A 13,922-nucleotide genomic window follows, 5' to 3' on the forward strand; every position below is an offset into this window, starting at 1 on the left:
CCAACGATAAAAACCGCCGGTCTGGAACAAGAAAAACTGATCATGAACCTTCGCTTCCTCGAAACCTTCGTCTGGGTTGCCCGGCTCAAGAGCTTCCGCCTGACCGCAGAAAAGCTGTTCACCACCCAGGCCTCGGTGTCCAGCCGCATCGCTGCGCTGGAGGCCGACCTGGGTGTGAAGCTGCTGCTGCGCGATTCACGCGGTGTCAGCCTGACCCCGGAGGGCGGCAAGGTCCTGGAATATGCCGAGCGCATGCTGGAAACCGCCAAGGCCATGAAGCAGTCGCTGGACAGCGACCGGGCCAAGGTCGGGCGCATCCGTATCGGGGTGATGGACACGGTGATCCACACCTGGATGAGCGCGCTGGTGGCGGAGCTGACCGAGCGTTACCCGCAGGTGGAGATCGAACTGGTGGCCGACACGGCGCTGAACCTTCGCGAGCAACTGCAAAAGGGCTTTCTCGACGTGATCCTGCAGACCGACCTGCTGCGCGAGCAGTCGATCCGCAGCCTGGACCTGGCGCGCTACCCGATGGGTTGGGTGGTGGCCGCCGGCTCGCACCAGCACCGCGACTACGCGTCACTGGCCGAGCTTGGGCGGGAACGCATCATCACCTTCTCGAAGAACTCGCGGCCGCACCAGGAAGTACTGAGCCTGCTGCAGAGTGCGGGGGCCGAAACGCCGCGGCTGAATTGTGTGAATTCGGTGGCGGCGATTACCCGGCTGTTGCGCGACGGGTTTGGCATTGGCGCATTACCGCCGGCACTGGTGGATGCCGAGTTGAGCCGGGGTGAGCTGGTATTGCTGCAGGGGCTGCAACCACCGCCAAGCCTGGAGCTGGTGGTGGCCTGGCAGACCGGGGTGGTACTGGTGGATGAAGTGGTCGGGGTTTGCCGGCAGGTGCTGGAGAGGTATGCGCGGGATGTGGGTGGGCAGCGCATAGTATTGGTCTGACTGATTGGCTTTGTCTGTGCGGGCCCTTTCGCGGGCTTGCCCGCTCCCACAAGAACTGCACAGCTCTCAAGGCCTGTGATGATCCTGTGGGAGCGGGCAAGCCCGCGAAAGGGCCGGCAAAGACACATTAAAAATCAGCGCCAGCTCTCTTTCACCGCCCTGCGCCGCCCACCCAGGATCACCCAGCCAATCGTCAGCAACAGGCTCTCGACCACGAAGGCCAGCACAAACCCTGCACCGACGCCCCAGCCAATCGCCTCGGGCACCAGCAGAATCTGGTAGCTGTAGCCATTGAGGGTTTCGTCGCGCAACTGCGGGTCGGCCTGCACCAGCACGTGCCAGGTACGCAGTGCCCATGGCCCCTGCAGCGCCTGCCATTCGTTTTCCAGCAGTTCGTTGCGGATCATCAGGCTTTCGATGCTGTTGGCGTCACTGAGGAATACCGGGTCGTCGCTACTGCGGTAATGCCGCAGCAGCGCCTGCAGGTCACCATTGAAGAAGCGTTCGGCGGTCTGGCCGGAAACCGTCGAGCGCCTCGCGCGATTCGAACAGGTGCGCCTCGACCCGCTGGCTGTAGTCCTTCACCAGCCCCGGAACCTGGATACCGGCCAGCAGGCCGAAGGTGAACAGCAGCAACCGCAGGTAACTTCTGAACATGCCGCGTCCTTAGCTCTGGCCGTGCGCCACGCACTCGCCGTGCCGCCACAGGGCCCACTGACCCGGTGCGTAGCGCTGCCAGGTCTCGTTTTCGGTCAAGGCCTCGGTGGCGATCACCGTGACCACGTCGTTGGGGGTGGTTTCGGTGTGAAAATCGACGATCAGGTCGACATCCTTCAACCGTGCCGCACCAAAGGGCGCACGGCGGGTAATGTGCACCAGCTTGGTCGAACAGAAGCAGAACAGCCAGTCGCCGTCGCTGAGCATGCAGTTGAACACGCCCTGGCCGCGGTAGCCGGCACAGGCTTCGACCAGCACCGGCAGCAGCTGTTCCACCGGCACGGGCTCGGGGAAGGCACTGCGGATCCGGTTGAGCAGGTCGCAGAAGGCCGCCTCGCTGTCGGTGTCGCCCACCGGCCGGTAGAAACTGGCCTGGCCCTTGAAGTCACCCAACTGGCCATTGTGCGCGAAGCACCAGTTGCGGCCCCACATCTCCCGCACGAACGGGTGGGTGTTGGACAGGCACACCTTGCCGACGTTTGCCTGGCGTATGTGGCCGATGACCACTTCACTCTTGATCGGGTAACGCTGCACCAGGTTGGCCACTTCCGACTCGCTGCTGGCGGCCGGGTCCTGGAACAGGCGCAGGCCACGGCCTTCGTAGAAGCCGATGCCCCAGCCGTCACGGTGCGGGCCGGTACGGCCGCCGCGCTGCATCAGGCCGGTGAAGCTGAAGACGATGTCGGTGGGAACGTTGGCACTCATGCCCAGCAGTTCGCACATAGGCGTGTCTCCACTTACAGACGGGGCTCGACCCGGCCGCCGCCATGCAGGGCGGCAGGGCGTGGGTCGTCAAGGTAGCGGTCCCGGCGCTCGGCGGCCAACGGCGCCTGGGCAGCGAGTGCGTCATCTTCGGCGACCTGGCGCTGGGCCGCGGCCTCGGCCTGGGCGCGGCGCTCGCGGGCGCGCTTTTCCAGCGGCCAGCGCAGCGCCACGAAGAGGAAATAGAGGCTGAAGGCGAACATGCCGTACATGGCAAAGTCCGACACCGCGCGCCAGGCGTTGTTGCCGACCTTGAAGGCGACATCCAGGGCTGTGATGGCGATGGCCGGGGCGAAGCTGTCCTTGACCGGGTCGACGATGGTCGGGGTCAGCAGCAGCACCGCCAGCACCACCCGCAGCGGTTCGCGCAGCCAGCGCCACATCCAGCCGGTGAGCTTGAAGCCCACCAGCAGGCAGCCCAGGGCGGCAACCGCGTATAGGCCCCAGGCCAGGGTGTAGTCGTTCTCGGTCATGGTGTTCGTGCAAGCCAGGCAAAGAGATGCCTATGATAAACACTTTTCCGGGCGCAGACAGTGTTTGCCTGTGCCGGCCTCTTCGCGGGCTTGCCCGCTCCCACAGGGACCGCACAGATTTCAAGAACTGTGGTGAACCTGTGGGAGCGGGCAAGCCCGCGAAGAGGCCGGCACAGGCAACCCCAATCAAGAGATCCTCAATGCCAACCAAGCCCCAACCCCCTATTGCCCACGCCGACAACACCGCCGACCCGTACGCCTGGCTGCAACAGCGCGACTCCCCCGAGGTGCTTGCCTACCTGCAGGCCGAGAACGCCTATCAGGAAGCCTGTCTGACCGACCAGGCGCCACTGCGCGAGCAGCTGTTCGAAGAGATCAAGGGCCGCATCCTGGAAACCGACCTGTCGCTGCCGGCGCCGTGGGGCCCCTACCTGTACTACACCCGTACCACCGCAGGCGACGAATACCCGCGCCACTACCGCTGCCCACGCCCGGCCGACGACTCCAACACGGTCGATGAAAGCCAGGAACAACTGCTGCTTGACCCCAACGCCCTGGCCAACGGTGGCTTCCTGTCCCTCGGCGCGTTCAACGTCAGCCCCGACCACCGCCTGCTGGCCTACAGCCTGGACACCAGCGGCGACGAAATCTACACCCTGTACGTCAAGGACCTGGCCAGTGGCAGCGTCACCACCCTGCCCTTCGACGACTGCGACGGCAGCCTGACCTGGGCCAACGACAGCCAGACACTGTTCTTCGCCGAACTGGACGACACCCACCGGCCGTGGCGCCTGCGTCGCCACACCCTGGGCAACGAAGGCGCGCAGATTGTGTTCGAGGAGCCCGACGGGCGCTTCTTCCTGCACTGCTACCGCACCAGTTCCGAACGCCAGCTGGTGCTGTTGCTCAACAGCAAGACCACCAGCGAGGCCTGGGTGCTGGACGCGGAAACCCCGCAGGCACCGTTCACTTGCCTGGCGCCACGCGTCGAAGGCCACGAATACTTCCCCGACCACGGCCAGCTCGACGGCCAGTGGCGCTGGTTCATCCGCACCAACCAGGACGGCATCAACTTCGCCTTGTATCACGCTCCGGTCGCACCGGTGCCCAGCCGTGAGCAGTGGCAGGTGCTGGTGCCGCACCGCGACGCGATCATGCTCGAGGGCCTCAGCCTGAATGCCACTGCGCTGACCCTTAGCCTGCGCGAAGGCGGCCTGCCGATCATCGAAGTACGTCCCCAAGGCCTGGCGGCCTACCGTGTCGAACTGCCCGATGCGGCCTACAGCCTGTACGTGCAGGACAGCCTGGAGTTCGCCAGCCCGCGCCTGCGCCTGCGCTACGAGGCCCTCAACCGCCCCGCCCAGGTGCGCCAGCTGGAACTGGCTACTGGCGCCCAGGCGGTGCTCAAGCAAACCCCGGTACTCGGGCCGTTCAATGCCGATGACTACGTCAGCGAGCGCCTGTGGGCCACCGCAGCGGACGGCACCCGGGTGCCGATCAGCCTGGTGCGCCGGCGCCAGGACCTGGGCCAGACCATGCCGCTGTACCTGTATGGCTACGGCGCCCTATGGCGAAAGCCTCGACCCGTGGTTTTCGCATGCGCGCCTGAGCCTGCTGGAGCGCGGCGTGGCCTTTGCCATCGCGCATGTGCGTGGTGGTGGCGAACTGGGCGAAGCCTGGTACCGTGCCGGCAAGCAGGAGCACAAGCACAACACGTTCAGCGACTTCATCGCTTGTGCCGAGCACCTGATCGCCGAAGGTGTGACGGCTGCCGACCGCCTGGCCATAAGTGGCGGCAGCGCTGGTGGCCTGCTGATGGGTGCAGTGCTCAACCTGCGCCCCGAGCTGTTCCGCTGCGCGATTGCCGAAGTGCCGTTCGTCGACGTGCTCAATACCATGCTCGACCCTGAGCTGCCGCTGACCGTGACCGAGTACGACGAATGGGGCAACCCTGAAGAGCCGGAGGTGTATGAGCGGATCAAGGCCTACGCACCGTACGAGAACGTGAAGGAACAGGCCTACCCGGCGATGCTGGTGGTGGCGGGCTACAACGACAGCCGCGTGCAGTACTGGGAAGCGGCCAAGTGGGTGGCGCGGCTGCGCACGCGCAAGACCGACGACAATCTGCTGCTGCTCAAGACCGAAATGGGCGCTGGCCATGGCGGGATGAGTGGGCGGTACCAGGGCTTGAAGGATGTGGCGCTGGAGTATGCGTTCGTGTTTGGTGAGCTGGGTGTGGCGTAAAACCCAGGGTTGAGCACCCGCGCCGATCCCTGTGGGAGCGGGCATGCCCGCGAAGAACTCAACGCGGTGGTTGGCACCGGCTTCGCCGGTGTTCGCGGCGGTTCGACGCCTCGACATGCCCGCTCCCACAGGATCCGGTGCAGGCTGATTTTATTTAATCATCATCCACCGCCGGCTTCGGCGGCTCCGGCCGCAACCCCGGCAACGGCTGATCTTTCGGCGGCCCGGGTACCGGCATCGGCGGTAACAATGGCGCCCCCGGCTTGTTGTCGTAGGCCTTGGGCGGCGTACTGGGGGTAATCTGCGGATATGGCGTAGGCGTAGGCGTACCTGGTGCACCGGGCACCGGCGTGGTCAGCCGGGGTGGCGTACTGGCAGCTTCGGCCATGGCCAGGCCGGCCAACATCAGCAGAGCGAGGATCGCGCGAAACATCAGCAACCTCCTGTCGGGAACCTTCCTACAGGCTACGCCTAAATCCAGGCTTCCGCCTGTCCGCCTGCCCCGCAAGCGCGCTAGACTCAGTGGCATAACCGTCATTTGCCTGATCAGTACAAAGGAAACACCATGAGCTCCACCTCTTCCGCCGCTGCCACCGCGCGACTGGACCGCATCCTGGCCGATGCCAAGCGCGACAAGGAAATGGGCTACCGCGACAAGGCCCTGAAAATGTACCCGCACGTCTGCGGCCGCTGCGCCCGCGAGTTCTCCGGCAAGCGCCTGAGCGAGCTGACCGTGCACCACCGCGACCACAACCACGACAACAACCCGCAGGACGGCTCCAACTGGGAGTTGCTGTGCCTGTACTGCCACGACAACGAGCACTCGCGCTACACCGACCAGCAGTACTTCAGCGAAGGCTCCACCAGCACCCCGAGCATCGCCAAGGCCACCCATAACCCGTTCGCCGGGCTGGCGGGCATGCTGAAGAAAGACTGACCATCGATTCGCCCCCCGCTGCTACCGGGCAGCCCGTATAATCGCGCTTTTTTCGCGAAGGGCCCCGGTCGTGGCAAACAAACGATACAGCTGCATCGGCCTGTTCAACCCCAAGTCGGCAGAGAACGTCGGCTCGGTGATGCGCGCCGCGGGTTGCTACGGCGTCAATTCGGTGTTCTACACCGGCAAACGCTATGAGCGTGCCCGTGACTTCGTCACCGACACCAAGCGCGTGCACTACGACATCCCGCTGATCGGCATCGATGACCTGCAGCGCATCATCCCGCTGGGCTGCACGCCGGTGGCTGTAGAACTGGTTGAAGGTGCGCGGCCATTGCCGGAGTACACCCACCCGGACCGGGCTATCTATATCTTCGGGCCGGAAGACGGCAGCCTCAGTGCCGATGTACGGGCGTGGTGCGAAGAGACCATCTACATTCCGACCGACGGCTGCATGAACCTGGCGGCGACGGTGAACGTGGTGCTGTATGACCGCATGGCCAAGGGCCTGAACACCCGTTCGGGGCCCCGGTTCAAATAGCCGACTGAACGATGACGGTGGCCGACAGGTCACCTGCATACACTTCAGACGGAGACCTTGCCATGCTTGATATACATTCGGCAGCGACATCGCAGGACAACAATGTTCATGGCCTTGAGCGTGCCAGTTCGCTGGCTGGTGGCGCGTTGATGGTAAGCAAGGGGTTGCGCCACGGCGGCCTTGTCGGCTTGTTGCAGATTGCCGTGGGCGGCCTGGCCCTGGCTCGGGGCTTCAGCGGGCACTGTGCAACCAAGGCCTGGTGGCAGCGGCATCGGCAGGAATATCACCGCTTGCGTTCGGACATCGAGCGCAGCGCGGCGGAGCTGGAGGCATTGAAGGCCAGTGCCGACGCAGCGACGCGGGGGGTGACGGTGACCGGGAAAGATCCGTTGGCTGGCAGTTGATCCTGCACTGCCTGTGTTGGCCCTTTCGCGGGCGCGCCCGCTCCCACATGTACCGAATTGCCGCTGAGCCCTGCGCGGTCCTGTGGGAGCGGGCGTGCCCGCGAAAGGGCCGGCACAGGCACTGAAGAGCCCTAGCGCAACGCCTTGCTCTGCAACACCTCGGAGCGCCGCCCCAGCACATTCTCGCTGATCTGCACGAAGTCTTCGGTGCTCACGCCTGGCAAGCGCATCAGCCCCCGGGCCACATCGTCCAGCGAGCGCTTGGCCTGGGTGTGGATGCGGATTTCCTTGTCCAGCGCCTGCAGCAACATCACCCCACGCGCTACCTGCGCCGGGGTGGCATGCTCGCCTTTGAGCCGGGTGACTTTGGCACCCTGCTTGCTCAGGCGCGCCTGCCAGGCCTGGTAACGGTCGTCACTTACCCCGCCCGAGCGGCGCAGCAACTCGCTGGCGTAATATTCGGTCAGGCTTTCCACCAGCCAGTCACTGCCATCACGCCCATGGATCTGCGCAAACAGTTGCACCACTTCACGCAGCAACGGGCTGCTGCCATTCTCGCTGATCATCGGCCGGGCGCTGTGCAGGTACAACGACCCCTGCGCAGCCATCGCCCCGCGCCACATGCCGTCACGGGCACCGACCAGCAGCAGCTTCGGCGGGTTGCGCGGGAACACCGCCTGCAATTGCGGCCAGACAAAGGTCAGCAGGGTCAGGTTGTCCATGCGCCGCATACCCTGCCCCACCGGTGCGGCCACGGTAACCTCGGTTTCGCCCAGGCGGGCGCGGCGGCTGCCCAGGTCGCCGGCAAGCATCCAGCCGGTGGGGCGGTCGAACAGGCGCGAAACGTTGTCGATGCGGAACTTGTCCTTGCCGATGCGTGGCCATGAGGTCTCGATGCTCTTCCAGCCCTCGGGCAGGTCGAACGCCAGCCGCGCCACCAGCTCGGTGCCATCCTGCTGGTCGAGGCGCGCAGGCGGTACCAGTTGGTCGCCGAGGAATAGCGCCCAATGCGGGGTGATGCGCGACGAATAGGCGCCGCTGGCGCGTTTCTGGTCCAGTTGCACGCGGTAGCTGAGGCTGGTCTTGCCAGCCGCCGGTTGCCACACACCACGCTGGCCCTGCATTTGCCATTGGCCATCAGCCTGGAAGCCGCTGTAGGCCCCGGCCTTGCCCAGGTCGAAGTCCAGGCTGCGCACGGCACTGCCTTCGGCCAAGGTGAGGCGGACCTCCGCCTGGCCACTGGCCGGTAACAGGCGCACCTGGTAGTCGAGCTCGACCTTTTTCGCCCAGGCCGGCGAGCTGGCCATCAGGCCCAACAGCAACAACAGCTGGCAACGCATACAGAAACTCCTTGTTTCCCCGTGGCAGCGGGCCGCGCCGATCAGCTGGCGCGGAAGATCAGGTGGTCTTCCCAGTCATCTTCGTGCACATCGTGTTCACTGAGCATGCGCCCCGACTGGGAAATGCGCTGTTCATGGACCTGCTGGCGGTCGCCGCAGACCAGGTGGTGCCAGGCTGGCAGATCCTTGCCTTCGCTGACCAGGCGGTAGCCGCAGGTGCTCGGCAGCCACTTGAACTGGTCGGCCTTGCCCGGGGTGAGCTGGATGCAGTCGGGGACCTGGGCGAAGCGGTTGGGGTAATCGCTGCACTGGCAGGTATCCAGATCCAGCAATTTGCAGGCGACGCGTGTGTAATAGACGCTGTTATCGTCCTCGTCCTCAAGCTTTTGCAAGCAGCACAGGCCGCAGCCGTCACACAGCGACTCCCACTCTTGCGGGCTGAGTTGCTCGAGGGTCTTGCGCCGCCAGAACGGCGCGTTTTCAGCGATCATGACACGGGTTTCCTGCATTCATCTTGGGGCCACGGCGCGCGGCGGCGCCAGTCTAGAGCCTGGCCTTCGGCAAAGCCAGACCGCTTGTCAGTCGCGACGCGACGCAGTAGCGTGCGCGTTTCCCGTCCTTTTGCAGGAGCCGCCATGAGCGCCAACCCCCGCATTGCCGATTACGCCATCAACGAGCAGTTCATCAACCGCTGGTCGCCACGCGCCTTCACCGCCGAGCCGATCAGCGAAGAAACCTTGCTGAGCTTCCTCGAAGCGGCTCGCTGGGCGCCGTCGGCGAACAACTCGCAACCTTGGCGCTTCCTCTATGCCCGCCGTGACACGCCGAACTGGGAGCGTTACCTGAACCTGCTGGTGCCGGCCAACCGCAGCTGGGCGCAACAGGCTTCGGCGCTGGTGCTGGTGATTTCCAAGACCACCTACGCCGCACCGGGCACCACGGAAGAAAAACCGGCGCTGTGGCACACCTTCGACACCGGCTCCGCCTGGGGGCACCTGGCCCTGCAAGCCAGCATCAGCGGCTGGCATACCCATGGCATGGCCGGTTTCGACCAGGCGCTGGCGCGTCAGGAGTTGAAGGTGCCTGAAGGCTACGTGCTGCATGCCATGGTGGCAATTGGCAAGCTGGGCGACAAGGCCAGCCTGAACGAAGCCCTGCAGGCGCGTGAAGTGCCCAGCCCGCGCAAGCCACTGAGCGAGCTGGCGGCCGAGGGTGATTTCAGCCTGTAAGCCTTGCATTGGCTGTACCGGCCTTTTCGCGGGCTCGCCCGCTCCCACAGGTACAACACACCCTTCGAGGGCGGCGCAATACCTGTGGGAGCGGGCAAGCCCGCGAAAAGGCCGGTACAGGCACTACAAAATCAGTAGCCCCGGGCGAAGTCCACTTCGCCACGCAACCCCTGCCCCGCCACATACGCCCGCACATTCTCGACAAACAACCGCACCATCGCCGCCGGCGAGGTGGGCGCCGAGCTGTGCCCGGTCAGCAGCAAGCCCCACGCCGTCCAGAACGGATGCTGCCTGGGCAACGGCTCCTGCCGGCAGACATCGATCACCGCCCCCGCCAGGTGCCCGTCCTTCAGCGCTTCGACCAGGTCAGCGTCGACCACCGCCACCCCACGCCCGGCATTGATGAAGAGCGCCGTGGGCTGGAAGCACTTGAACAGTGTCGCGTCATACAGGTCGTGGGTGGCCGGGGTATCCGGCAGCAGGTTGAGCACGTAGTCGGCCTGGCCAACCATGCGCGGCAGGTCGGCCAGCGCCGCCACCTCGACGAATGGTGCCTGCTCGCGGGCGCTGCTGGCAACGCCATACAGCACCACGCCAAACGCCTGCAGGAACTCGGCCACCCGCTGGCCAATGTCGCCGGTGCCGACGATCAGCACCTTGCGCCCTTCCAGGGTACGCCCCGGGCGGTCGTCCCAACGCCGCTCGACCTGGCTGACCAGGCGCGACAGTACCTCGCGCTCATGGCCAAGCATGTAGGTGAGCATGTACTCGGCCATCACCTGGCCAAAGATGCCCACGGCGCGGGTCAGGCGATAGTCACGCGGCAGGCCCTCGGCCAGCAGCGGGGTGATACCGGCCCAGGTAGACTGCACCCAGCCAGGCTTGTGGCCCTGGCGCAGCAGGCTGGCCAGCAGGTCCGGCTGGCCCAGCCACACCGGGCACTGCGGTGCCTGGCGGGCCAGTTCTGCGGAGTCGCCGCTGGTCAGGACTTCCAGTTCAGGCGCGGCTGCGCGCAAAATTTCGGCATATCGAGCATGATCATGCTCAGCAATCAGTACTCGCATGATCAGGCAGGGTCGTTACGGCGCAGCAACTCTTCGGGCAGGTGCTCGATGTAGTCGTCTTCCGGCGGCGGCATCTGCAGGTGGTAACCCTGGGTGTCGAGGTTTTCCAGCACCTTGGCGATGTCCTCGCGGGCCAGCTTGCGCTCGGGAGTAAGCACCAGGTCGAAGGCGTGCTTCGGGGTGCCAAAGAACGGCAGCAGGCCTTCGGGCACACGGTTCAGGCCGTCGGCCTTGAGCACGTACAGGTACATTTCGTTCTTGCGGGGGCTCTTGTAGATAGAGCAAATGCGTTTCATCGGGTCTCTCCGGCGCCTGCCAGGCTGTCCAGCAGGGCCTGGCCCATGCGCTCACGGCGCCAGCCGCGCAGCGAATCGGGCAGTTGGTAGGGGCCGTTGGGGTAGCCGCTCTTGAGCAGCGCTTCCAGGGCTTTCTTGCGCAGCATCAGCTCGGGGGCAATGCCCAGGCGCTCACCTTCGGCCTGGCCGATGGCGCGCAGCTGCTTGAGGATGCCGGCGGCTTCGATCGGCAAAGGCTCGGGCAGGGCCTGTGGCCATTGTTCGGCTGGCAGGCTGGCGGCACGCTTGATCAGCTGAATGAGGAACTCACCGTCCTGACGAATGGTGCGCGGATGCATCTCGTCGATCTTGGCCAGCGCCGACAGGTTGTTCGGCTGGCTCTTGGCCATGGGCCACAGCGAATGCTCCTTGAGGATGCGGTTGCGCGGCACGTCGCGGTTGCGCGCTTCACGCTCGCGCCACGCGCACAGCTCACGCAGCACTGCCAGTTGCTGGGGGGTCAACTTCCAGGCCAGCTTGACGTCGCGGTACAGGCTTTCGGGCTCGACTTCGCGGCGCAATGCGGCCACCAGCTCGGCGCCGTCCTCCAGCACCCAGGCGTACTTGTCGTCACTCAGGCGCGGGCGCAGCACGGTGAACAGCTCGGCCAGGTGCACGGCATCCTCGGCGGCATAGCTGACCTGGGTTTCCGAGAGCGGCCGCTGCAGCCAGTCGGAGCGGGTTTCGCCCTTGGGCAGGTCGATACCCAGCACGTCCTGCACCAGGCGCGAATAGCCCATGGAGAAGCCCAGGTTCAGGTAACCGGCGGCCAGCTGGGTGTCGAACAGCGGCTGTGGCAGTTTGCCGGTCAGGCGCAGCAGCACTTCGAGGTCTTCGCTGCAGGCGTGCAGCACCTTGACCACACCACTGTCTTCCAGCAGTTCGGCCAAAGGTTGCCAGTTGCCGATCAGCAACGGGTCGATCAGGAAGGCACGCTGGCCGTCGCCGATCTGGATCAGCCCGGCTTTCGGGTAGAAGGTGTCGACCCGCATGAATTCGGTATCGACGGCGACAAAGGGCAGCTTGTGCCAGTCGCGGCAGTGTTCGGCCAGGCTCTGGTCGTCACGGATCCAGTGTATTTCGATGGCCACGAGGCTCTCCCACTAACATTGGCGCGCAGTATATACGGCGCGGGCACTGCTGGTGAAACCCGGGCCATCCCTGGAATGGATAAACGGTGCAGCCCGACTCAGCGCTTGGCCGCCAGCCACGGCCGGCAGCTGGCGAACATGTCCAGCGACTGCTGGTAGACCTCGGTGTGCACCTGCAACAGGCCGAGCATCGAGTGGAACAGGTTGTCCTGCGACAGCGGCGCATCGCTGAGCTTGGCCAGGCAGTCGGTGTCGACGCCGAAGTCCTCCTTGTAGCTGTCCGAGAACCATGTCAGCAGCGGCACGTGCTTTTGCTGCTCGGGGGCGATGGCGTAGGGTGTGCCGTGCAGGAACAGGTTGTACTCGCCCAGCGACTCGCCGTGGTCGGACAGGTAGATCATTGCCGTGTCGACCTTGTCCTGCTTGCTGCGCAGGGTGTCGATCAGCGAGGCCAGCACCTCGTCCGTATATGCCAGGGTGTTGTCGTAGCCGTTGATGATTTCCTGCTCGCTGCACTGGTCCAGCGCGTTGCTCTGGCACACCGGGGCAAAGCGCTGGTCGGCGCCGGGGTAGCGCTTGAAGTACTCAGGCCCGTGGCTGCCCATCTGGTGCAGCACCAGCACGGTGTCCTTGTCGAGGTTGTCGATCAGCTCACCCAGACCCTGCAGCAGGATCTGGTCATGGCATTCACCATCAGCGCACAACTGCGGGTCCTTGAGGTTGCTGACATCAATGAACTGCACCCGGTCGCAGGTACCCTTGCAGCCCGACTGGTTGTCACGCCACTGCACCGCCAGGCCGGCACGCTGGAGAATGTCCAGCAACCCTTCGCGGTTCTTCGCCACGCGGGCATCGTAGTCTTTGCGCCTCATGCCAGAGAACATGCACGGCACCGAGACGGCGGTTTCCGTGCCACAGGAGTGCACATCGGAAAACGCCAGCAGGCCCTGTTCCCTGGCAAGGTTCGGTGTGGTATCGCGGTTGTAGCCGAGCACGCCGAAGTGGTCTGCCCGCGCACTTTCACCCACCACCAGCACGGTCAGCGACTTGCGCTGGTGTTTTTGCCAGGCGGCATCACGCCTGGCATCTTCGCCATAATGCTGGAAGGGGTGCGATGCGGTACCGACGCGCTCGCTGACATAACCGATGGAAGCCCCCACGATATTGCTGGGGGTGAGCATCAGGCGCAGTTCGTGGTGGTTGCGAAACAGCGACGACAGGCCCTGGTAGTTGACCAATGCCACCGAGCCCAGTGCCACTACGCAGGTACCGCCAACCACCAGCTTGCCGAGCAGTTCACGGTGCCAGGCACGATAGGCGATGGGCGCCTTCCACAATAGTACCGAAGGCACTACACCGAGGCCCAGGATATACAAGGCAAACTTCAACGACAGCAAGTCACGCACTTCCGCCACGTTGGTTTCCGCGATATTGCGAAACATACCCGCGTCAATAAGTACACCGTACTGGTTCATGAAGTAAGCCACACCCGCGCCACTCATGAACAACACGATAAGTACTGGCTTCAATACATAACGGAAGGCGAACAACGTAAGGATCAGGTTGAACGCGAACAACATCAGCACGGCAAACGCCAGGCTTAGCCAAAGCCCAGGCAAACCGGGCGGCACGACCTGTTCAACATGCTGCCAGAGGAAGACATTGAAGCCGATCAGCAAGTAAAGGCTGGCCAGCAGCGTGACCCATTCAGTCCGCAGGGATTTGAAGTTGAGCATCGGTGTTCGCAATCTAGAGTGATTATCAGCCCAAGGGCCTGCGCGGCACCGGGGAAACTGGGCTGAACTCTAGAAAGCGCACCATCAATTTTTTG

Annotated in this window: 14 protein-coding genes and 2 pseudogenes; 6 read left to right on the plus strand and 10 right to left on the minus strand. The window is 64.5% G+C overall.

The genetic code is table 11. The features are described 5' to 3' along the window. Positions 1 to 42: 42 nt before the first annotated feature. Complete coding sequence (locus QIY50_03855) at positions 43 to 954, plus strand: LysR family transcriptional regulator (protein ID WGV21403.1); 912 nt, start codon at positions 43 to 45, stop codon at positions 952 to 954. Positions 955 to 1,088: 134 nt separating this feature from the next. On the opposite strand, the pseudogene QIY50_03860 reads toward QIY50_03855, so the two are convergent. The 3 genes and pseudogenes from QIY50_03860 to QIY50_03870 all read right to left on the minus strand — a co-directional run bounded on the left by QIY50_03860 (position 1,089) and on the right by QIY50_03870 (position 2,906). Beyond that, positions 1,089 to 1,611, minus strand: a pseudogene (locus QIY50_03860) (DUF2937 family protein). A 9-nt stretch (positions 1,612 to 1,620) separates the two neighbouring features. Beyond that, on the minus strand, positions 1,621 to 2,394 hold the full coding sequence (locus QIY50_03865; protein WGV21404.1) for a class II glutamine amidotransferase: 774 nt from the start codon (positions 2,392 to 2,394) through the stop codon (positions 1,621 to 1,623). Between the two features lie 14 nt (positions 2,395 to 2,408). Then, complete coding sequence (locus QIY50_03870; GenBank protein ID WGV21405.1) at positions 2,409 to 2,906, minus strand: MFS transporter; 498 nt, start codon at positions 2,904 to 2,906, stop codon at positions 2,409 to 2,411. 200 nt (positions 2,907 to 3,106) lie between these two features. Between QIY50_03870 and QIY50_03875 the strand changes: the two are divergent. Then, positions 3,107 to 5,150: pseudogene (locus tag QIY50_03875) on the plus strand (S9 family peptidase). 154 nt (positions 5,151 to 5,304) lie between these two features. Here QIY50_03875 and QIY50_03880 read toward each other — a convergent pair. Beyond that, the gene (locus tag QIY50_03880; GenBank protein WGV21406.1) at positions 5,305 to 5,583 is read right to left on the minus strand and encodes a hypothetical protein; all 279 of its coding nucleotides are present in this window, start codon (positions 5,581 to 5,583) and stop codon (positions 5,305 to 5,307) included. 132 nt (positions 5,584 to 5,715) lie between these two features. Here QIY50_03880 and QIY50_03885 point away from each other — a divergent pair, with 132 nt between their 5' ends. The 3 genes from QIY50_03885 (at position 5,716) to QIY50_03895 (ending at position 7,032) form a co-directional block, all read left to right on the plus strand. After that, positions 5,716 to 6,087, plus strand: a complete 372-nt coding sequence (locus tag QIY50_03885) for a YajD family HNH nuclease (GenBank protein ID WGV21407.1) — start codon at positions 5,716 to 5,718, stop codon at positions 6,085 to 6,087. Positions 6,088 to 6,157: 70 nt separating this feature from the next. Then, entirely contained in the window at positions 6,158 to 6,628 is a 471-nt protein-coding gene (locus QIY50_03890) for an RNA methyltransferase (GenBank protein ID WGV21408.1), read from the plus strand. 62 nt (positions 6,629 to 6,690) lie between these two features. Then, the gene (locus QIY50_03895) at positions 6,691 to 7,032 is read left to right on the plus strand and encodes a DUF2892 domain-containing protein (protein WGV21409.1); all 342 of its coding nucleotides are present in this window, start codon (positions 6,691 to 6,693) and stop codon (positions 7,030 to 7,032) included. 131 nt (positions 7,033 to 7,163) lie between these two features. Here the strand turns inward: QIY50_03895 and QIY50_03900 are convergent, their stop codons facing one another. Both QIY50_03900 and QIY50_03905 read right to left on the minus strand, forming a co-directional pair. Continuing rightward, positions 7,164 to 8,372, minus strand: a complete 1,209-nt coding sequence (locus tag QIY50_03900) for a hypothetical protein (protein WGV21410.1) — start codon at positions 8,370 to 8,372, stop codon at positions 7,164 to 7,166. Positions 8,373 to 8,413: 41 nt separating this feature from the next. Beyond that, on the minus strand, positions 8,414 to 8,863 hold the full coding sequence (locus QIY50_03905; GenBank protein ID WGV21411.1) for a YcgN family cysteine cluster protein: 450 nt from the start codon (positions 8,861 to 8,863) through the stop codon (positions 8,414 to 8,416). A 144-nt stretch (positions 8,864 to 9,007) separates the two neighbouring features. Between QIY50_03905 and QIY50_03910 the strand changes: the two genes are divergently transcribed. Then, the gene (locus QIY50_03910; protein WGV21412.1) at positions 9,008 to 9,601 is read left to right on the plus strand and encodes a nitroreductase family protein; all 594 of its coding nucleotides are present in this window, start codon (positions 9,008 to 9,010) and stop codon (positions 9,599 to 9,601) included. Between the two features lie 131 nt (positions 9,602 to 9,732). Here the strand turns inward: QIY50_03910 and QIY50_03915 are convergent, their stop codons facing one another. The 4 genes from QIY50_03915 to QIY50_03930 form a co-directional block, all read right to left on the minus strand. Beyond that, positions 9,733 to 10,665: a D-2-hydroxyacid dehydrogenase gene (locus QIY50_03915; protein ID WGV21413.1), complete on the minus strand. Its 933-nt coding sequence runs from the start codon at positions 10,663 to 10,665 to the stop codon at positions 9,733 to 9,735. Positions 10,666 to 10,667: 2 nt separating this feature from the next. After that, positions 10,668 to 10,961 carry a YcgL domain-containing protein gene (locus QIY50_03920; protein WGV21414.1) on the minus strand — a complete coding sequence of 98 codons (294 nt, stop codon included), beginning with the start codon at positions 10,959 to 10,961 and terminating at the stop codon, positions 10,668 to 10,670. Further along, entirely contained in the window at positions 10,958 to 12,091 is a 1,134-nt protein-coding gene (gene rnd / locus QIY50_03925) for a ribonuclease D (protein WGV21415.1), read from the minus strand. The genes QIY50_03920 and rnd overlap by 4 nt, the downstream gene beginning before the upstream one ends. Positions 12,092 to 12,189: 98 nt before the next feature. Further along, a complete protein-coding gene (locus QIY50_03930; GenBank protein WGV21416.1) occupies positions 12,190 to 13,827 on the minus strand; it encodes a phosphoethanolamine--lipid A transferase in 1,638 nt (545 codons plus the stop codon). Positions 13,828 to 13,922 lie beyond the last annotated feature (95 nt).

Source organism: Pseudomonas putida (assembly GCA_029953615.1).
Taxonomy (GTDB): domain Bacteria; phylum Pseudomonadota; class Gammaproteobacteria; order Pseudomonadales; family Pseudomonadaceae; genus Aquipseudomonas.